This is a genomic window from Clostridium sp. CM042 (genome assembly GCF_055080995.1).
Window position 1 is genome coordinate 3,518,470 of sequence record NZ_CM143646.1, and the last position, 20,718, is coordinate 3,539,187.

Below are 20,718 nucleotides of genomic sequence, written 5' to 3' on the forward strand. Positions count from 1 at the left end.
ATTTAAGATAACGGTTTGCACCGGTAAGACCTACTAATAAGAACACTATTAAGCGCAACTTAGTTTAAGTCTACAACTCGAGGGTAAGTTTCAACATCCAATTATTTAGGGTTCACAGCTTTATCCCTTCTCTGTAAAACATCCTGATGCCTAATTGTCCCTGTCAAAGTATTTATTATATTAGTCGTTATTTTATCAATCAATCCATTGTTTGTCAATATACAATTCTATTTTTATCAATATCTCATTCTCTTATATAACACTAAAATGACAACACCCCCTTATTAAAGATTTTAGAGTTGTAAGTAACTTTCTAAAAATTTACTTGTACCATAATATAATACGAATAAAAAAATATGTCAATATGCAATAAAAAAAATATTCTGATTATCGTTGACAATTTATTTTTTTGATGGTAAGATACATAAAATGTTTGGTACGATTTACAAAATTATTGGAAATTATTTAATTGTGGAAAAGGAGGCGATATTTTTGATTTCACATGTATTGTCAATTCTAGTTGACAACAACCCAGGAGTACTAACAAGAGTATGTTCATTATTTAACAGGAGAGGTTTTAATATTGACACTGTTTCATCTGGTCATACCGAAGATAAAAAATTAACACGAATAACTTTATTAACTAAAGTTCGTGATGATGAAGGCATCAATCAAATAATTAAACAGATAAAAAAATTAGAGGATGTTCACAAAGTTGAGGAATTAGATAATGAAAACTCTATTTGTAAGCAAATGTTGTTTATAAAGGTTAAAGCAGAGGGCAATGACAGACGGGAAATTATAAATATCGGAAAAGTTTTTAAAGTTTCCATTATAGACATAACTCCAATAAATTTAATTATTCAAATTATAGGAGACAATAGTAAATTGTGTGCTTTTAAAAATTTGATAGAGCCGTTTGGTATTTTAAAAATAGTTAGCAGTGGACTTATTGCAATGCAAAGAGATGCAGATGCAATAATCTAAAAATATGAGCGAAAAATTAGGGGGAATTAATAATGGCGAAAATGTATTATGAAGAGGAATGTAATTTAGAAAACTTAAAAGGTAAAAAGGTTGCAGTAATAGGATATGGTAGCCAAGGACATGCGCATGCATTAAACTTACATGAAAGTGGTGTTGACGTTATTGTTGGTCTTTATGTGGGAAGTAAGTCTTGGGAAAAAGCTGAAGAAGCGGGATTAACCGTTATGACTGCAGCAGATGCAGCAAAGGCAGCTGATATCATCATGATACTTATTAACGATGAAAAGCAAGCAAAATTATATAAAGAAAGCATCGAGCCAAATCTCACAAAAAATAAAGCTTTAGTATTTGCTCATGGCTTTGCTATTCATTTTGGTCAAATAGTTCCACCAGCAGATATCGATGTATTCCTTATAGCTCCAAAGGGACCAGGACATACAGTTAGAAGCCAATTTTTAGAAGGCAAAGGGGTACCATGTCTTATAGCTATACATCAAGATGCTTCAGGACATGCAAAAGAAGTGGCTTTAGCTTATGCTTTGGGAATAGGTGGTGCAAGAGCTGGAGTTATGGAGACTTCATTCAGGGAAGAAACTGAAACAGATTTATTTGGAGAACAAGCAGTTCTATGTGGAGGTGTTACAGCTCTTATAAAAGCAGGGTTTGAAACTCTTGTAGAAGCGGGTTACCAACCAGAAATGGCATATTTTGAGTGTTGTCATGAAATGAAACTTATCGTAGATATGATAAACCAAGGTGGGTTAAACATGATGAGATACTCAATAAGCGATACTGCAGAATATGGTGATTACATAACAGGAAATAAAATAATAACTGCAGACACAAAAAAAGCTATGAAAGGCGTATTAACAGATATTCAAACAGGAGTTTTTGCTAGAGACTGGCTTCTTGAAAATCAGATTGGAAAACCATTTTTTAATGCAACAAAGAGGATAGAAAGTGAACATCAAATAGAAGAAGTTGGTGCAGAGCTTAGAAAAATGATGTCTTGGATGAAAAAATAGTAGCTTAAATATTAAGTTATTAATATTGTTTAAGGAGAACCAAGTTCTAAAAAATCTAAAATTGAACTTGGTTCTCTTTGACATCTGGATTAGGTAGAATATAAATTAATTAAAGATGAGAAACAATTAAATAAAGATAAAGGTTTAGCTAAGTTTTAAGGAGGAAATATTATGAAATCTGATGCTACAAGAAAGGGTATAGGAAAAGCACCTCACCGCTCGTTATTTAAGGCTTTAGGGTTTATAGACGAGGAAATGAATAGACCACTTATAGGTGTAGTTAGTTCCTATAGTGAGATCATCCCTGGTCACATGAATTTAGATAAAATAGCTCAAGCGGTTAAGGATGGAATAAGAATGGCTGGAGGAGTCCCTGCTGAATTTGGAACAATTGCTGTATGTGATGGTATCGCTATGGGGCATATGGGAATGAATTACTCTTTGCCTTCAAGGCAGTTAATTGCAGATAGTATTGAAATAGTTGCAGATGCACATGCCTTTGATGGTTTAGTTTTTATAACAAACTGTGATAAAGTTGTTCCGGGAATGCTTATGGCAGCAGCTAGGGTAAATGTTCCATCAATATTTATTAGTGGTGGACCAATGCTCGCTGGTAGGATGAATGGGAAAGTTACAGATTTAAGTTCAGTGTTTGAAGCGATAGGTTCAGTAAATTCCGGTAAAATGACATTAGAAGAATTAGATGAACTTGAGAACTCAGCTTGTCCTACTTGTGGTTCTTGTTCAGGGATGTTTACTGCTAATTCTATGAATTGTTTATCAGAAGTACTAGGAATGGCATTACCTTTTAATGGAACTATACCAGCGGTTTATTCAGAGAGAGTAGGTCTTGCAAAAAAAACAGGGATGCAAATAATGGAACTTGTAAAATTAGATATAAAACCAAGAGATATCATGACAAAAGATGCATTTACAAATGCCATTACCGCAGATATGGCTCTTGGGTGTTCTACAAATTCTTTGCTTCATTTACCAGCTATAGCTTATGAAGCTTGTATAGATTTTGATCTAGATTACGTAAATGTAATTAATGCAAGAACTCCAAATATTTGCAGGTTAAGTCCAGCAGGTAGCCATCATGTGGAGGACCTGCATTTTGCAGGTGGAATTCCAGCGGTTTTAAAGGTACTTTCAGGTAAGGATTTAATAAATAAGGACTGCATGACAGTAACAGGTAAAACTATATATGAAAATGTAGAGAATGCAAAAATAAAGGATGCAACAGTAATTAGAACTGCGCAAAATCCATATAGCACAACTGGCGGATTGGTAGTTTTAAAAGGAACACTTGCACCAGATGGCGCAGTTGTTAAGAAGTCAGCAGTTGCTCCTGAAATGATGAAGTATACAGGAGTTGCAAAAGTTTTTGATAGTGAAGAAGAGGTAACAAAAGCAATATATGGTGGTAAAATAGTAGCCGGTGATGTAGTTGTAATTAGATATGAGGGACCAAAGGGTGGCCCGGGAATGAAAGAAATGCTTTCCCCTACGGCTTCACTGGCCGGAATGGGACTAGATAAAAGTGTTGCATTAATAACTGATGGTAGATTTTCTGGTGCAACAAGAGGAGCCTCTATTGGTCACGTATCTCCAGAAGCAGCTGAGGGTGGACCTATTGCATTAGTTAAAAATGGAGATTTGATAGAAATAGATATAGAGAATAAAACATTAAATTTATTAGTAGATGTAGCGGAATTAAAGCAAAGAAAACCTGAAGGGAAGATGAAGGAAGCTAAGGGGTATTTAAGAACTTACAGAAAATCAGTTTCTTCAGCTAATAAAGGGGCAATTTTCGCAGACTCAAGGAGGGATTAATTTGAAATACAGAGGTGCAAGAATTTTATTAGAATGTCTTAAAGAACAAGGCGTAGATATTATTTTTGGCTATCCAGGTGGAGCCGTACTAAATATATACGATGAACTTTATTCATTTGAAGGAATAAACCATATTTTAGTTACTCATGAACAATGTGCAGCTCATGCTGCAGATGGATATGCTAGAGCGACTGGAAAAGTAGGCGTATGTCTTGCAACTTCTGGACCTGGAGCTACAAATCTTGTGACAGGCATTGCAACTGCTTATATGGATTCTGTAGCTATGGTTGCAATCACTGGCCAAGTAGAAACAAAGTTAATAGGTAAGGATTCATTTCAAGAAGTAGATATTGTTGGTATAACAATGCCTATTACAAAGCACAATTTTTTAGTGAAAAGTGTTGAGGAATTAGCACCTACAATAAGAAAAGCCTTTAAAATTGCAATGAGCGGAAGACCTGGACCTGTACTCATAGATATACCTAAGGATATAACTGGAATTGAATGTGAATACTCTTTTGAAAAACCACAGATAATAGAGCAGAAAGTCGTAAAAACAAATCAACTTAAGTATGCTATTGAATCCATTCAAAAATCCTGTAAACCAATAATTGTAGTTGGTGGTGGGTGTAACATATCAGAGGTTGAGGAAGTACTAATAATGCTTCAAGACAAATTAAAGTGCCCAGTAAGTAGTACTATGATGGGCCTTGGTGCTTTTAGCGGACTACACCCTATGTACACAGGTATGCTAGGTATGCATGGAACATATGCATCTAATAGATGCATAACCTCAAGTGATTTAATTATTGCCATTGGAGCTAGATTTAGTGATAGAGTTATTTGTAACTCTAATACATTTGCAGTAGATACTAAGGTTATCCATATAGATATTGATGAGGCGGAAATCTCAAAAAATATAAAAGCAGATAGCTGGATAATTGGAAATGTAGCCGATGTATTAAAAAGTTTATTACAAATGCTTCCTGGGAGAGAAGATAATGAATGGACAGTTTATGCAAAAAAACTAATACAAAAAGACAAGACAAGGGTTATAAAAATAAATGAATCTGATGATGTAAATCCTCTTTATGTAATTAGAAAAATTTGTGAAATTACAGAGGGTAAAGCTATAATAACTACTGAAGTAGGCCAAAATCAAATTTGGGCAACTCAGGCATTTACCTATACTAAGCCAAGAACTTTTATTAGTTCAGGTGGTCTAGGTACTATGGGTTATGGATTTGGATCTGCAATAGGCGCAAGTTTAGGAAAAAAAGAAATGGTTTTTAATATTGCAGGGGATGGTAGCTTTAGGATGAATCTTAATGAGCTCGGTACTGCTGCAAGATATAATATTCCTGTTAAAATAATATTACTAAATAATGGAGTTTTAGGAATGGTAAGACAATGGCAGAATGTGTTTTACTCAAAAAGGTTTTCTAGTACTACATTAGAACGAGATACTGATTTTGTAAAAATTGCTGAAGGCTTTGGAGTTAAAGGGATTAGAGTTGATCATAACAGCGATGTTGTGGATGCATTAAAAAAAGCAATAGCCTGGAAAGGACCTGTTGTTATTGATTTCAGAGTAGCCCCTGATGAAATGGCTTCACCAATGGTTTCACCTGGTGCAAGTCTTGAAATGATGTTTGAGGTATAGTGCATGCACTGTAGCTTAGCTAAAATACATTGGCGTTCTTGCAACAGTATATAATGTAATAGGTTAGTTGAAGGTATAGAAATTGGAAAACTATAAACAATATTATGCTGATTTTATAGAAATTACGTACTATAAGCGTATCCATACACTTCCGTATGTTATATACATATGGTATACTCTTCCTATTAAATAAATTATTGGGAGGTTATTTTATGGAAAGATATGAAATTAATAAAAATTTAGCTCAAATGTTAAAGGGCGGAGTAATTATGGATGTTGTGAATGTTGAACAAGCAATAATTGCAGAAAATGCAGGGGCTTGTGCGGTAATGGCACTAGAGAGAGTACCATCAGATATTAGAAAAGAAGGTGGCGTGGCTAGAATGTCTGACCCTAGAATGATTAAAGAAATAAAGGCAGCTGTTTCTATTCCGGTAATGGCTAAAGGTAGGATAGGACATTTTGTTGAGGCTCAAATTTTGCAGGAAATAGGGGTAGATTTTATAGATGAAAGTGAAGTTTTGACTCCAGCAGATGAGCAGTATCATATAAATAAATGGGATTTCAAGGTTCCTTATGTTTGTGGAGCAAGAAATTTAGGAGAGGCACTAAGAAGGATTGGAGAAGGTGCTGCAATGATAAGAACAAAAGGTGAAGCAGGTACAGGAAATGTAGTAGAAGCTGTCAGGCACATGAGATGTATAATGGATGAAATTAGAAAAGTGAAAAATGCTCCAAAAGAAGAGCTAATGACAATTGCTAAAGACTTTGGAGCCCCAATTAATTTAATTGAATACGTATGGGAAAATGGTAAACTTCCAGTAGTAAATTTCGCTGCAGGTGGAATAGCTACGCCAGCTGATGCAGCACTCATGATGCAACTTGGGGCAGAAGGAGTTTTTGTTGGTTCAGCAATATTTAAAGCAGAGAATCCACAGGCGGTAGCAAAAGCTATAGTTTTAGCAACTACATACTACAATGATCCAAAAGTTATATCTGAAGTTTCAGAAAATCTTGGAAAAGCAATGAGTGGTATAGAAATAAGTGAAATTAAAGAGAAGTTTGCAGAAAGAGGATGGTAAAATTGAAAATTGGAGTTTTATCACTTCAGGGTGGTGTAATAGAACATATAAATCATATTAATAAGCTTGGACATGAAGGTGTAGAGATTAAGAAAATTGAGGATATCGAAGATATACAGGGAATCATATTACCGGGTGGGGAAAGTACAACGATAGGGAAACTTTTAAGGGAAAGAAATATGCTTATGCCTTTAAGAGAAAAAATACTATCAGGATTACCTGTGTGGGGAACTTGTGCTGGTATGATACTACTTGCTAAATATATTGAAGGATCAGACAATGAATACCTTGAAATTATGGATATAAAAGTAAAAAGAAACGCCTACGGAAGCCAAATCGATAGCTTTAAAAGGAATGTTGTAATCAATGAGATTTCAAGTGAGCCGTTGCCACTAGTTTTTATTCGAGGACCATTAATTACAGAAGTTTCAAGCGATGTTAAAATAATATGTACTGTTGATGATAAAATTGTAGCAGCAAAACAAAATAATATGTTTGCTACGTCTTTCCACCCGGAACTTACTGATAGCTTAGAAGTTCATAAATATTTTATAAATATGTGCAGCTCTAATAAAATAAAGATTTATTCATAAATTAATATTATTCCCATACATTTTAAGTTTCGAACTTATTTGAAAATTAAAATGTATGGGATATTTATTTATACTTAAAATAATCTGCAATATTAGGGAGCTAATATTGCAGACATTTATCCTGCAACAATTTGGTATGCTTAAAATTTTACATATTTCTAATGGATTGTTTCTGATTCCACCTATATAAACTCCACCAAGTCCTACCTTAATTTAAATTTTATTTATGGTATATGTTAAATAAACATTGCTACGATGAAAGATTTTATAATCCTAATAGCATTGAAATTGAACGATTAAGTGGATTTACTCATGTGAATAATATACCACAAACTAATAAAAATGAAAATAACATTGAACATAAATTTGGTAAAGAGGTAGTGGGAGTATATTTAAAAATTAAATTATAAAGTAAGGTTTTTGTAGTATAATGAAAATAATAATAAATAGATTTAATGTAAAAAAATATGGCAACAATAAAAAAATTGTAATATTTAATACTTGATTTATCCATGAGTGTAATCTTTTTTTAAATTAGAAAGTAGATGAACTTTAATTGTCTACTATTAACATGCTATACATCAGATATAGAAAGGAAGTGAGTATTTAGTGGGTTTGTGTACATTTTATATAAGCTCTCGCTAAAGATAAAGTATGGATAGTAAATTTCTAAACGCAGACAAGGTATTAGAATGTCTATTAGAAAATTTGGAGGAAGGAATTCAAGTAATAGATTGTGAGGGCAAAACTATATATTATAATAGTGCCATGGAAAAAGTAGAAGGTGTAGATAGTAAAGAAGTAATAGGGAAAAAGGTTAATGAGTATCTAGAGGATGTAAAAGACGATGAGTCTACACTTATGAGTGTATTAAAGACGGGTAAAAAAATTGTGGATTTAATACAACATTATGGTAATGGATATAAGAAAAAAGTCACTACTGTAAATACTACTGTGCCAGTAACATTAAAGAATAAAGTTGTAGCAGTGATTGAAATAGCTAAAGACATGACTCAGCTAAAAGAACTAACTGAAAACGTTTGTAAATTGCAAAATTTAAATAAAAAAGTTGATAGACATTTTACTTTTAGTGATATATATGGTGATAATCCTGCTATGAAAAGTGTTATAGAAAAAGCTAAAAAAGCTAGCATGTCAAGTTCATCTGTATTATTATATGCAGAGACTGGATCAGGAAAAGAAGTTTTTTCTCAAAGTATTCATTATGATGGGTTGAGAAAAGATAAGCCTTTTATACCTATAAATTGTGCAGCTATTCCTGCTCTATTACTAGAGGGAATGCTTTTTGGTACAGAAAAGGGAGGGTTTACAGGGGCAGAGAGTAAAAAGGGATTATTTGAAGAGGCAAATCATGGAACCCTTTTATTAGATGAAGTTAATTCTTTAGAACCGTATCTTCAATCTAAACTTTTAAGAGTACTTCAAGATGGTTATATAAGGCCTGTGGGAAGTACTAAAAGTATATATATTGACGTGAGAATAATAGCTACGTTAAATGAGGAACCAGAGAAACTTATTGAGAGTGGTAAATTGAGGAAAGATTTTTATTATAGGGTAGGTGTAATGAGAATAAATATACCTCCACTAAGAGAAAGAAAAGAGGATATTACTATATTTGTAGACAATCTAATCGAAAAATATAATAAAATTCTATGTAAGAATATAAGAGGTATCGATGAAGATATGATGAGAAAACTTCAAGAATATAATTGGCCGGGAAACATTCGTGAATTAACAAATGTTATTGAGGCTGCAATGAATATGGCGGACAATAATTCGATTTTAACAGAGAACTATTTTGATTCTATAATAACATATGAAAATTGTGAAAATATTCAGGACATTACGTCAAATACAGATGGAAGCTTTGATTTAGAAAGTTATATGAGTAATATTGAAAAAAACTTAATAAAAAAAATGTTAAAAAAAAATAATTGTAATGTTAGTAAAACTGCTAGAGAACTTAGTATTTCAAGACAAAATCTTCAATATAAAATAAAGATACATAAAATAACGGAAAAATATTAAAACAGCAAAATTATTTGCTATTAATGCAAAATAATTTGCACATATAGCTAGTCACAAGAAACACTGAGGTTACTTAAAATTAGTAGTTTTAATTCTGAATTATAAAAAAAATATGCAGAATATTTTGCGAATTTAAAACACATGTATTTGAGTGATGGCTTAAACGCATGTGTTTTTTACTTGGCATGGTAATTGCTGTATATTAAAGTGAGTATATCAATAAAGTACTTTAATAAATTTTAAATTTGGGAGGTATAAATTATGATAAAAAAAGGCATCTGGGTTGAAGTAGAAGAAATCGTTTTAATACCAAAAGATAGAGCTTTAAATATACCAGATGAGACAAAGAAAACTCCTCTTAAATGTTGGATAAGAGGGAAGTGCCTTAGTGATTGTGAATTAGGAAATGAAGTGCAAGTTGAAACTAATGTAGGTAGAATTGCTAAAGGAAAAGTTGTTGAAATAGAGCCAGGATATTATCATACCTATGGTAAGTATGTCGAAGAAATAAGTAATATAGGAAAACAAGCTAGAGAAATAATAGCACAGTAGGTGATAATTTAAGAGGAGGTTATAAAGTATGAATAAATATGATGAGCTTATGGCACGAAAGAATGAAATAATTCTTAAATCTATAGGAATAGATTATAGTAAATACGAAACTGGCAAACTTTCATTTGATTATGAAGCTTTGATGAGAGATGTTGAATACTCATTTGCAGAAGTTAAAGAGATCCAAAATGATGCAGGGGTAGGAAATACTCCACTTCTTGAATTAAGAAATATAACAGAATTAGCAAGAAAGGTTTCTAAGACTGGACGTGCAGCTAGAATATTTGTAAAGGATGAAAGCTGCAACCCATCTGGAAGTTTTAAAGATAGAAGAGCATGTGTATCTGTATTTGATGCAATGAAGAGAGGGTACAAAGGCGTAGGAGCAGCTACTTCAGGTAATTATGGAGCAGCAGTTGCATCTCAAGCAAATATTAGAGGTCTTAAATGTATAATAGCAAATGAATGTTATGATTCAAGAAAAGTAGGGCAACCAGAAATATTAGAAAAGGGAAGAAAGTGTGAGGGTTTTGGATCAGAGGTTGTTAGGCTTTCAGTAGGTCCTGAATTATTTTATACTTATCTAAAGATACTTGAAGATACAGGTTATTACAATGCTTCATTATATTCATCGTACGGTGTAGCAGGAATTGAAACTTTAGGATATGAAATAGCTGAGCAGTGTAGAGAAAAATTAGGAAAAGATCCTGATGCAGTCATTATAACTCATGCAGGTGGTGGAAATGTTACTGGTACTGCAAGAGGACTTATTAGGGCAGGTGCAGTGGAAACAAAGATAATAGGGGCATCGGTTGACCTTTCTGGATTGCATATGGCATCTGATATAGACTTTAACAAGAAATCGTTTACTACAGGCCATACAGGATTTGGAATTCCATTTATGACTTATCCAGATAGATCAGATGTACCTAGGAGCGCGGCAAGACCATTAAGGTATTTAGATAGATATGTAACAACTACTCAAGGTGAAGTATTTTGGATGACCGAAATATTAGCTCAGCTTGAAGGATTAGAAAGAGGTCCAGCAGGAAATGTATCCCTAGTAGCAGCTTTTGCAATTGCTCAGGAATACGATGATGATGCCATAATCGTTGTCCAAGAGACTGAATATACGGGAGCTGGAAAACATTTATTGCCTCAGCTTAATTTTGCTAAAGAAAATGGGATTAAAGTTTATGTGGGTGATCCTAGTGAGCAAGTGCCAGGTAAAAACATAGTAATCCCGTCTCATCCATCCATAGTAACAGTCACAGATGTAGACATGGAGGGGTTAAAAAATTCCTACATGAAGAATGTTCTTAAGAAATTGATTGAGAATAAAGTGCAGCAGGTTGATATTGAGTTTTTATCTTTAGAAACAAAAATGTCTAAAGAAGAAATAGTAGAAATATTAAAACAGCATAATGTAGAAATAACATAATCTTGCAAAAATATAATATTGAAATAAGTTAGGGGGAGTTTAATTTATGAAAAGAGAAGATGATTTTGAAAAAAGAAGAGAACATTTAAAAGGTATGACAAATGATCAGTTATATGAAAAATTTTGGAGCCTTACTAATCAAGTTGTAAAACCAATGGTGGATTTAGCGTATACGCATACATCACCAGCTATTGAACGTTCTGTAGTACTTAGAATGGGCTTTTCTAGCTTACAAGCTCAACCTATAATTTCTTATGGAACAAAATGGAATTTGCTTGGGAAAGGTATAGGAAATGTAATTTTAACTTATGCAAAGCTTAAAAACATAGACTATCTTAAAGCAGGTGTGGAGCTTTCTAAGGGAGTAGGCTGGGATATTGTATCTGAAAAGATGAAGGGAAGTGAAAATTAATGCAAGAAAAATTACAAGAAAATGAAAAGCTTAATGTAGAAGAAATATTAAAAGACTTAGATAAGTATGAACCCAAATGGAGAGGCTGGCACTGGAGAGAAGAAAATGAAACTGGAAAGGTTGGAGAATTCACATATCATGAAATATCAGCACCGTTAAAGAAGAGTCAAGCTCTTCCAGCAGCAAGAAGCTTTGAAAATATAGATCCACAACCAAGAGCAGTTATTACGACAGAAATTGCTTCAGGAAGATTTGAAGATGATATAAGAAGAATGAGAATGGCAGCATGGCATGGTGCGGATCATTTAATGGTTATAAGGACAATGGGACAAAGTCACTTTGATGGATTATTAGAAGGAAGCCCAGAAGGTTTTGGAGGGGTACCAATAACTAGAAAAGAAATTAGAGCAACAAGAAAAGCTATAGATTTAATAGAAGAAGAAGTAGGAAGAAAAATTAATTTCCATTCCTATGTATCGGGCGTCGCTGGTCCTGATGTAGCAGTTATGTTCGCAGAAGAAGGTGTTAATGGAGCTCATCAAGATCCACAATACAATGTACTTTATAGAAATATTAATATGGTTAGATCTTTCGTTGATGCCGCAGTTGCAAAGGGTATAATGGCTCATGCAGGAATGCTTCAAATAGATGGTGCACATAATGCCAATGCAACAGCTATGAAGGGATATAAGGTAATGCCAGAACTTATGGTACAACATGCTATAAATTCTTGTTTTTCAGAACTTGTTGGAATGAAACCAGAGAATATTTCTTTGTCAACTGTACCACCAACATCTGCACCAGCGCCTTGTATGAGATATGATCTGCCTTATGCAGTAGCACTTCGTGAGTTTTTCAAAAGATACAAAATGAGAGCTCAAATGAATACTAAATATATAGAGTCTTGTGAAAGAGAAGCTACAGTTGGACATACTTTGAATCTTTTAATATCAGAACTAACATCAGCAGACATTCAAAGTACAATAACTCCAGATGAAGGACGTAATGTACCTTGGCATTATAATAATATTCATGCTATAAACACAGCTAAACAGGCATTTATAGGTATGGATGGATTAATGGACATGATAGAGCTTAAGAAAACAGGATATTTACCAGAAAAGTCAAGAGAAATTCAAGAAAGAGCTGTTTTATTCTTTGAGGAAATACTTGAAGTTGGTGGGTACTTTAAAGCTGTTGATTCAGGATTCTTTATTGATTCTGGTCAATATCCAGAAAGAAATAATGATGGTATTGCAAGAAAGATTGTGGGCGGAGACGTTGTCGGAACAATTGTAAAAAGAGAATCAGATTATTTTGCACCAGTTTGTGGTCATTTTGGATACAATAATGTTCCAAAAGAATATAAAAAACCTTGCGATGCAATAGATGAATGTACATTATGTAACCATTCCAAAATTCAATATATTGATGAACTAGATGATAATGATAATGTATTTAAGAGAATGGAAAAAGTTAAAGAAGATGGTACTGTAATTCCAGAAGTCCAATGGGCTAAAGATGGGTATGTAAAAATCACTTTATGTATCCCGGAAAATGAACAAATTAGTGAAGCGGCAGCACTTGAAATGGGCACGCGAATGAATTTAAAAAATGTAGAAATTATTCATAAACAAGTGTTACAAAAAGCTGAGGGAACTCTTGTGGAAATTAAAGGCGTATGTGATTTCACACCTGTAAAACGTGATGAGTTAGTTCTTCCAAAGAGAAGAAAATCACTAACAGATCAACAAATGAAAGATTATGTGAAAGAACATCCACTTAAGGTTGTTGCAGCCACAGTAGGTGAAGATGAACACTCTGTTGGAGTTCGCGAAGTTATTGATATTAAACATGGCGGAGTTGAAAGGTTCGGTATAGAAGCAATTTTCCTTGGAACTTCATGCCCAATAGAAAAACTAGTAGATGCAGCTATAGAGTCAAAAGCTCAAGCTATATTGTGTAGTACAATAATTAGCCATAACGATGTTCATACAAAGAACATGAAAAAACTTAGTGATCTTTGCATAGAAAAAGGAGTAAGAGATAAGATTATACTTGTTTCCGGTGGTACACAAGTAACTGATGAAATAGCTAAAGCAAACGGTATGGATGTTGGGTTTGGACGTGGATCAAATGGTACAGCTGTCGCATCCTTCATAATTAAAAGATTAATGGGTTTGCCTGATAATGAAGAAGAAGTAGAATAAAAGGGAGGATCACTTGTGAAGGTAGATTATCTTGTTGCTGAAATAGGTAGCACCACTTCTCTGGTTACAGCTTTTAATGTATACTATGATGATAAGGGACAGGTTATTGTAGATATGCCTTTTCAAGGAAATAGCTGTACCACAGTAATAGATGGTGATGTAACTATAGGATTAAAAAATGCAGTTAAAGATATTGAAAATCAAATTGGAGAACCAATCACATGGGAAAAAATGCTAGCGACGTCTAGTGCTGCAGGGGGACTTAGAATAACTGTTCACGGACTTATGCAGCAGATGACTGTTAAGGCTGCTAGAGAAGCAGCTCTTGGTGCTGGTGGTATAATAAAAATGGTTACTGCTGGGAAGATGCGAAAAAGTGATCTAAAGAAAATTCATGATATAAACCCCAATATGATAATGATTGCTGGAGGCACGGACTATGGGGAAAGAGAAACAGCTCTTTATAATGCAGAACTTATAAGCCAAGAAAAATATAACAAACCCATTGTATACTGTGGAAATATCGAAAATAGAGAAGAAATAAAAGAGATATTTGAAGGTCAAGAACTTTATTTAATTGATAATGTTTACCCAAGTATAGATGAGCTAAATGTGGAACCCGCAAGAAAAGTAATACAAGAGGCCTTTGAGAAGAATATTGTAAAAGCACCTGGAATGAATAAAATAAAAGAAATGGTAAATGGAAGCATAATGCCAACTCCAGGAGCAGTTATGGAAAGTTCAAAACTTTTATATGAGATGATAGGGGACTTAGTCGTTTTTGATGTAGGAGGGGCTACCACAGATGTACACTCTGTTACAGAAGGAAGTAGTATAGTTTTAGATATGCTAATAAATCCTGAACCAAAGGCTAAAAGAACTGTAGAAGGAGACCTTGGAGTTTTTATTAACAGCAAGAATGTAATAGATTTACTTGACGTTAGGGATTTAGGTGAATATACTAAGGAATATATAAAGTTGCACATAAAACCTATACCGGAAGATATGGATGATATAAATGCAAGCAGCCTGCTAACGAAGAAAGCTATATCTGTTGCAATAGATAGGCATGTAGGATTTATAAAAAGAAAATATGATGGTGAAAGTGGTTTTGTGGCTTATGGTAAGGATTTATCTGAGGTTAAATATATAATAGGTACTGGAGGAGCACTTACAAGGCTTCCGAGTGGAGAGGCCTTGCTACTAGAAATAAGATACTTAAAAGACGAAGTTACAATGCTACCTAAAAAAGGTGCTAAAGTGCTAATAGACAAAAACTATATTATGGCTTGCGCAGGGGTTTTAAGTAGAGAAAATAAAGAAGTGGCTAAAGCGTTATTAATTCAAAGTTTAGGGATAATAAAGGATATGGAAATTAACGACAGCAATTAAGTTTAGAAAAAGGGGATTATCTATATGGAAAAAAAATATCCTTGTGTGGAAGTTAACTTGAAAAAAGTAACACACAATGTAAAAACAGTTCTAGCAATGTGTAATAAAAAGCATATAGATGTTGCCTCGGTAACTAAAGTGTTTTGTGCACAAAAGCCCATTGTAGAAGCTATACTACGAGCTGGAGTGACGGAGGTCGCGGATTCTAGAATCTTAAATTTAAAAAAACTTAAAGATCTAAATTGTAAAAAGATGATGCTTAGAATTCCAATGATAAGCGAAGTCTACGAAGTTGTGAAGTATTGTGATTGCAGCTTAAATTCAGAAATCGACACAATTAGGAAGCTAGGAGCAGCTGCAAAAGATTTAAATAAAATGCACAACATTATGCTAATGGTAGATTTAGGGGATTTAAGAGAAGGAGTATTGATTGACGACGTAGCTTCCATTGTGAGTAAAATAGTAAAATTAGATAATATTAATCTAATTGGATTTGGAACCAATGTTACTTGTTATGGTGGGGTAATTCCTGACACAGAAAACTTAGGTAAGCTTATAAAGTTAAAATTAGATATAGAAAAAACCTTTAGTTTAAGTTTACCTATAATTTCAGGAGGAAATTCTAGTAGTTTATATATGGTTATTAATGATACTATGCCAGAAGAAATAAATCAGCTTAGAATTGGAGAATCAATAGTTCTTGGTAGAGAAACTTCTTTTGGACTTCCAGTACCTAATTGCTATGAAGATGCTTTTATACTCAGTGGTGAGGTAGTTGAAATAAAGAGTAAACCAACAGTACCAACAGGTACTATAGGAATGGATGCTTTTGGTAATAAGCCTCATTTTGAAGATAAAGGAATAAGAAAAAGAGCTATTATAGCAATTGGAAGACAAGATATAAGAGTTGAAGGGGTAATTCCTTTGGACACAGATATAAGCATTTTTGGTGCAAGTAGTGACCATCTAATTTTAGATGTATCTGATAGTAAAAAAGAACTAAAAGTTGGTGATATAGTAGATTTTAAAATAGATTATGGATGTTTGCTTGCAGCAATGACTTCTCCATATGTTGAGAAGTATTACAATAATTAACTAACATGAAGTTTAAAAAGTATAGATTAAAATATAAAATTATGAGGGGGAAAATATTATGAGAAATAAAATAAAAGTTGTAGTTTGGGGATTAGGTTCAATGGGAAGCGGTATTGCTAGGATGGTATTAAGCAAAAAAGGATTCACTATCGTAGGTGCCATTGATATGGATCCGAGTAAAGTAGGCAAAAAACTTTATGAAGTGTTAGGCGTTGAAGCAAATGAAGATAACTCTTGCATCATTACAAAAAAACCTGAAGATGTTATAAAGAAGGATTTTGCAGAGGTTTGCCTTATGGCTACAGCTTCCTTTACAAAAGTTGTATTTCCATTAATAAAAATGGCAGCAGTTGCTGGCATGGATATTGTAACAACAGCTGAGGAAATGTCCTACCCAAGAGCGTTAGACCCAGAATTATCAGATGAGATGGATAGAATTGCTAAAGAAAATAAGATTTCAATATTAGGAACTGGAGTAAATCCTGGATTTATAATGGATTTAGTTGCAATAATGCTTACGGGAGTTTCTGATACAGTTGATAGCATAAAGGCTACTAGAGTTAATGACTTAGCTTGCTTTGGCAGGGCAGTTATGGTTGAGCAAGGTATTGGCTTAAAACCAGAAGTATTTATACAGGGTGTTAAAGACAATACAGTAGATGGACACGTGGGATTTTTACAATCATTTGGTATGTTTGAAGAAGCATTTAATATTAAGTTCAATAATATTAGACAAGAAAAAGCACCAATTGTTACAACTGTGCCACGTAAAACAGATATTATCTCAGTAAATGCTGGAGAGGTTGCTGGATGTAGCCAATTAGGATATGCAAATTTAGGGGATAAAGTATTTGCTACAATGGAACATCCCCAACAGATAAGACCAGAACTTGAAAATGTTGATACTGGAGATTATATTACAATTAACGGAGTTCCAAACTTGAACCTTCAAATAAAACCAGAAATACCAGGAGGAATTGCTACAATAGCTATATGTGTTAATATGATTCCACTTGTAATGAATGCAGAACCAGGACTCAAAACAATGCTAGATTTACCGGTGCCAAGAGCTATACTTTCCGACGTTCGCGAATTAGTAAAGTAAGAAAACATTAGAGGAGGTTTTTTATATTGAAAGAAGATAATAAAAAATTAGGACTAGGGTTACTCGTTGCCTTAGGTATAGGTACTATGATTGCATCAGGTATTTTTAATAGTCCTACAGATTTGATAACAACAACAAATCCAATGGTAGTCCTAATTTCATGGGGGATTGGAGTTTTTGGGGTAGTAATGCTAGGATTAGTATTTTACTTACTTTCAAATAAAAAACCTGAATTACAGGGCGGCATTTATTCCTATGCCAAAGACGGATATGGTGATTTTATAGGCTTTAATTCAGCTTGGGGTTACTTTACAAGTTCTTTCCTTGGAAATGTTGCATTTATTGTTTTAATTTTCAAGACTATAAATAGCTTAATTGGAGAAGGATACACAATGCCTCCTGTTTTAGCATTTGTACTTGCATCTATTGTCTTGTGGTCATACTATTTTATAATAAAAAGAGGAATTAGACAAGCTGGTATACTCAATTTAGTAGTTACAATTGGAAAAGTTATACCACTAATTCTAGTAATTGTATTTGGCCTTTCAGCTTTTAAACTAGGTACATTTAATGTTGAAAATTGGAAGACAGTTTTAGCAGTCAGTGGAGACACTGTTAGTATAGGAAAACAGATAAGTGGTGCAATGGGAACAATTTTATGGTGCTTCGTAGGTGTTGAAGGCTTAGTTGTTTTGTCTCAAAGAGCAGAATCTCAAATAGTGGTTGGAAAAGCAACAATAATTTCACTTGTTATAACAGCGATACTTTATGTATCAATATCTATATTGTCAATGGGTATTTTACCAGCTAAGGCTTTAGTTGCAGCACAAACTCCATTAGCAGCTGTTTTAGCACAGACTGCATTGGGAAGTGCGGGGGCTATTATAGTTAAAGTGGGAATTTTAATTTCTGTTATGGGTGCTTTACTTTGCTGGCTTTTGATAACCACAGAAATTTTATATGTTCCAGCATCACAGGATGGGTTAATGCCTAAATGGTTTAAAAAGAACAATGACAAAAATGTACCTATAAATGCTCTTTTATTTGGAATGGTAGCAACACAAATAGGTTTGCTAGCTATGCTTTCACCAGGTTTGCAAAAAGCTTATTTTGTTGTGACACATATGTGTACAACTAATATATTAATACCATACTTATTATCTTCTATGTATGCATTTAAGGTATATAACAAAGAAAGTGGACATCTTAAGGAAAAAATTATAGCAGTAATTGCAGGTATATATTCAATTTATGTTATATATGCAGTAGGAATTGGATATTTAGGTTTAGCAGTTGTAATTTATGCAATAGGGTTAGGTTTTTATTTGAAAGCAAAAAAAGAAAAAAAAGAAGCTATTACTCAGAAAGAAAAGTTGGCCATGATTGCTATGGTTATAGTGGCGATTGTTATGATAATAGCAGCAGCTATGGGTAAAATTTCTGTTTAACGAAATAAAAGGCAGTCCTACGGGATGTGCCTTTTATTTTTAAATTGTGAAACTTAAGTATGTATAGATATAAGTGAGAAAAATCATAAAAGAATAAAGATAATTTTTGTTATATTATGGGGGTTGAAAAATGAGTGTATTATTTCAAGCAGTAAATAATTTTTTTAACTTTATAGTTCCGATTGCAGATTTTCTATGGGAATTTCCAACTAATTTTAAGTGGTATCAAAACATCCCGGTTTTAGGTAATTTTGCCTTTGCGGTTATTTTACTTTTAGGAACAGGAATTTATCTTACATTTAAAACTGGATTTATTCAAGTTATGGCATTTAAAAAAGGAATTAAGATTCTTGCTAAAAAGAAGGAAACAGATACTGGAGTTAGTTCATTAGCATCATTTTTACTAAGTTCTGCAATGCGTGTAGGTCCAGGTAATATTATGGGGGTTACAGGAGCAATATCTGTTGGTGGACCAGGAGCACTATTTTGGATGTGGGTTTCAGCTTTCTTTGGAATGTCCACGGCTTTTGTAGAATCTGTACTTGCACAGCTCTTTAAGGAGAAAAATGGAAAGGAGTACGTAGGAGGACTTCCCTTTTATGGGCAAAAGATTTTGGGCGATAAACGGTGGGTAGGTGTTGTACTGTCTTCGCTTTTCATAATATATGCACTGTTTGTTATCCCGTCACAAGCTTTTCATTTATTTACAAGCTTTGGGTCAATAGCTGATACTATAACTGGTAAAACCTTTGGACGTCAATCTACAGTTTATTATGGCATAGCAATAGTCTTAATAATTACTGTTCTTTTAACTGTAATTGGTGGAATAAAAAGAGTTACTGCAGTTACAGATATAATGGTTCCTATTATGGCAGTTATTTACACAGTTGTAGTTCTTTTAATAATATTAGTTAATTTAGATAAAGTTCCATATTTCTTTAAAGCAGTGATTGGTGGAGCGTTTAAGCCTAATGCGTTATTTGGTGGAGCATTTGGTGTGGCTTTAGCTCAAGGAATTAAGCGTGGATTAATGTCCAATGAAGCCGGACAAGGAACAATTACAATGGCAGCAGCTACAGCGGAGAATAATCATCCTGCAGAACAAGGGTTTGTACAATGTCTAGGAGTTTTTCTTGACACAATGGTAATATGTAGTATGACTGGGTTTCTTGTTGTCATGGCTCATGTTTGGACAGGTACTGCAGGAGTTGCATGGGAGAGTATAGAAGCATCTAAACTTACAGTTTACCTATCTTCAGTTCGATACTTAGTTCCTGGTACTGCCTTAGATGGAACAGTTACAATTATTGTTTCTCTATGCTATGGAATGTTTGCATTTACAACATTGCTCGGTCTAATATTGTTTGCAGAAGTTTCTGCAAATTTAATATCCAGAAATAAGAAATTTATCATGGGAATACGGTTGCTTGGTTCATTATTCTTTGTTCCATTTGGAGCACTAACAGTTCTTGCGGGTTTAGAACTTACAAATTTATGGTATATAGGTGACTTTGTAAATATTGTTTTAGTTTATGTAAATGTTCCAATTATATTAATTGGTTCTAACTATGCATTAAAAATATTGAAAAATTACAAAGAAACCGATGGGGCTAAGTTTAAGTCAAAATCTATTGGTGTTGATACTGATTTTTGGAAATAAGGCACCCCTAAAATAAATAACAAATATTTTTAGGCGCAAAAACAAGTATATATTACGTATAATGCATTGAATCGAGCTTTAGAACTTCTTATTTTATTTTTAATTAAGATGCGTTAAGAAAAACATATTTTGAGCGACAGCGAGTTTATGTTTTTCAGCAGATTAATT

General features: G+C 33.5%; 17 protein-coding genes and 1 other annotated feature (1 of these 18 only partly in view). All 17 genes read left to right on the forward strand.

Annotation, left to right across the window (positions count from 1 at the left end; genetic code table 11):
- Positions 1 to 176: a binding site (T-box leader), on the reverse strand; it reaches 47 nt to the left of the window's first position.
- A 316-nt stretch (positions 177 to 492) separates the two neighbouring features.
- Positions 493 to 987, forward strand: coding sequence for an acetolactate synthase small subunit (gene ilvN / locus ACWJJ7_RS16750; protein WP_462963086.1), 495 nt, complete (start codon positions 493 to 495; stop codon positions 985 to 987).
- A gap of 32 nt (positions 988 to 1,019) precedes the next feature.
- The gene (gene ilvC / locus ACWJJ7_RS16755; protein WP_462963087.1) at positions 1,020 to 2,012 is read left to right on the forward strand and encodes a ketol-acid reductoisomerase; all 993 of its coding nucleotides are present in this window, start codon (positions 1,020 to 1,022) and stop codon (positions 2,010 to 2,012) included.
- A gap of 171 nt (positions 2,013 to 2,183) precedes the next feature.
- Positions 2,184 to 3,848, forward strand: coding sequence for a dihydroxy-acid dehydratase (gene ilvD, locus ACWJJ7_RS16760; RefSeq protein ID WP_462963088.1), 1,665 nt, complete (start codon positions 2,184 to 2,186; stop codon positions 3,846 to 3,848).
- Between the two features lies 1 nt (position 3,849).
- Positions 3,850 to 5,511 (forward strand): biosynthetic-type acetolactate synthase large subunit, encoded by a 1,662-nt coding sequence (ilvB, locus tag ACWJJ7_RS16765; RefSeq protein WP_462963089.1) that lies wholly within the window; start codon positions 3,850 to 3,852, stop codon positions 5,509 to 5,511.
- 212 nt (positions 5,512 to 5,723) lie between these two features.
- A complete protein-coding gene (gene pdxS / locus ACWJJ7_RS16770) occupies positions 5,724 to 6,593 on the forward strand; it encodes a pyridoxal 5'-phosphate synthase lyase subunit PdxS (RefSeq protein ID WP_462963090.1) in 870 nt (289 codons plus the stop codon).
- Positions 6,594 to 6,595: 2 nt separating this feature from the next.
- Complete coding sequence (pdxT, locus tag ACWJJ7_RS16775) at positions 6,596 to 7,186, forward strand: pyridoxal 5'-phosphate synthase glutaminase subunit PdxT (RefSeq protein ID WP_462965028.1); 591 nt, start codon at positions 6,596 to 6,598, stop codon at positions 7,184 to 7,186.
- A gap of 233 nt (positions 7,187 to 7,419) precedes the next feature.
- Entirely contained in the window at positions 7,420 to 7,596 is a 177-nt protein-coding gene (locus ACWJJ7_RS16780; RefSeq protein ID WP_462963091.1) for a hypothetical protein, read from the forward strand.
- A 244-nt stretch (positions 7,597 to 7,840) separates the two neighbouring features.
- A complete protein-coding gene (locus ACWJJ7_RS16785) occupies positions 7,841 to 9,235 on the forward strand; it encodes a sigma-54 interaction domain-containing protein (protein WP_462963092.1) in 1,395 nt (464 codons plus the stop codon).
- A 261-nt stretch (positions 9,236 to 9,496) separates the two neighbouring features.
- A complete protein-coding gene (ortA, locus tag ACWJJ7_RS16790) occupies positions 9,497 to 9,787 on the forward strand; it encodes a 2-amino-4-oxopentanoate thiolase subunit OrtA (protein WP_462963093.1) in 291 nt (96 codons plus the stop codon).
- A gap of 28 nt (positions 9,788 to 9,815) precedes the next feature.
- On the forward strand, positions 9,816 to 11,228 hold the full coding sequence (gene ortB / locus ACWJJ7_RS16795) for a 2-amino-4-oxopentanoate thiolase subunit OrtB (RefSeq protein ID WP_462963094.1): 1,413 nt from the start codon (positions 9,816 to 9,818) through the stop codon (positions 11,226 to 11,228).
- 46 nt (positions 11,229 to 11,274) lie between these two features.
- Entirely contained in the window at positions 11,275 to 11,640 is a 366-nt protein-coding gene (locus tag ACWJJ7_RS16800; RefSeq protein WP_462963095.1) for an ornithine aminomutase subunit alpha, read from the forward strand.
- Positions 11,640 to 13,850, forward strand: coding sequence for a D-ornithine 4,5-aminomutase subunit OraE (gene oraE / locus ACWJJ7_RS16805; RefSeq protein WP_462963096.1), 2,211 nt, complete (start codon positions 11,640 to 11,642; stop codon positions 13,848 to 13,850). The genes ACWJJ7_RS16800 and oraE overlap by 1 nt, the downstream gene beginning before the upstream one ends.
- 15 nt (positions 13,851 to 13,865) lie before the next feature.
- Entirely contained in the window at positions 13,866 to 15,242 is a 1,377-nt protein-coding gene (locus ACWJJ7_RS16810; protein WP_462963097.1) for a GlmL-related ornithine degradation protein, read from the forward strand.
- A gap of 24 nt (positions 15,243 to 15,266) precedes the next feature.
- Positions 15,267 to 16,337, forward strand: coding sequence for an ornithine racemase Orr (orr, locus tag ACWJJ7_RS16815; protein WP_462963098.1), 1,071 nt, complete (start codon positions 15,267 to 15,269; stop codon positions 16,335 to 16,337).
- A gap of 58 nt (positions 16,338 to 16,395) precedes the next feature.
- Entirely contained in the window at positions 16,396 to 17,442 is a 1,047-nt protein-coding gene (gene ord / locus ACWJJ7_RS16820) for a 2,4-diaminopentanoate dehydrogenase (RefSeq protein ID WP_462963099.1), read from the forward strand.
- A gap of 26 nt (positions 17,443 to 17,468) precedes the next feature.
- Positions 17,469 to 18,890 (forward strand): amino acid permease, encoded by a 1,422-nt coding sequence (locus ACWJJ7_RS16825; RefSeq protein WP_462963100.1) that lies wholly within the window; start codon positions 17,469 to 17,471, stop codon positions 18,888 to 18,890.
- A gap of 130 nt (positions 18,891 to 19,020) precedes the next feature.
- Complete coding sequence (locus ACWJJ7_RS16830) at positions 19,021 to 20,550, forward strand: alanine/glycine:cation symporter family protein (protein WP_462963101.1); 1,530 nt, start codon at positions 19,021 to 19,023, stop codon at positions 20,548 to 20,550.
- The last annotated feature ends 168 nt before the right edge of the window (positions 20,551 to 20,718 follow it).

Bases quoted from the DNA above. Each gene is read 5' to 3' on its own strand.
- ilvC (WP_462963087.1), top strand. From the start codon at position 1,020: ATGGCGAAAATGTATTATGAAGAGGAATGTAATTTAGAAAACTTAAAA.
- ilvD (WP_462963088.1), top strand. From the start codon at position 2,184: ATGAAATCTGATGCTACAAGAAAGGGTATAGGAAAAGCACCTCACCGC.
- pdxS (WP_462963090.1), top strand. From the start codon at position 5,724: ATGGAAAGATATGAAATTAATAAAAATTTAGCTCAAATGTTAAAGGGC.
- ACWJJ7_RS16780 (WP_462963091.1), top strand. From the start codon at position 7,420: ATGTTAAATAAACATTGCTACGATGAAAGATTTTATAATCCTAATAGC.
- ACWJJ7_RS16785 (WP_462963092.1), top strand. From the start codon at position 7,841: ATGGATAGTAAATTTCTAAACGCAGACAAGGTATTAGAATGTCTATTA.
- ortA (WP_462963093.1), top strand. From the start codon at position 9,497: ATGATAAAAAAAGGCATCTGGGTTGAAGTAGAAGAAATCGTTTTAATA.
- ortB (WP_462963094.1), top strand. From the start codon at position 9,816: ATGAATAAATATGATGAGCTTATGGCACGAAAGAATGAAATAATTCTT.
- ACWJJ7_RS16800 (WP_462963095.1), top strand. From the start codon at position 11,275: ATGAAAAGAGAAGATGATTTTGAAAAAAGAAGAGAACATTTAAAAGGT.
- oraE (WP_462963096.1), top strand. From the start codon at position 11,640: ATGCAAGAAAAATTACAAGAAAATGAAAAGCTTAATGTAGAAGAAATA.
- orr (WP_462963098.1), top strand. From the start codon at position 15,267: ATGGAAAAAAAATATCCTTGTGTGGAAGTTAACTTGAAAAAAGTAACA.
- ord (WP_462963099.1), top strand. From the start codon at position 16,396: ATGAGAAATAAAATAAAAGTTGTAGTTTGGGGATTAGGTTCAATGGGA.
- ACWJJ7_RS16830 (WP_462963101.1), top strand. From the start codon at position 19,021: ATGAGTGTATTATTTCAAGCAGTAAATAATTTTTTTAACTTTATAGTT.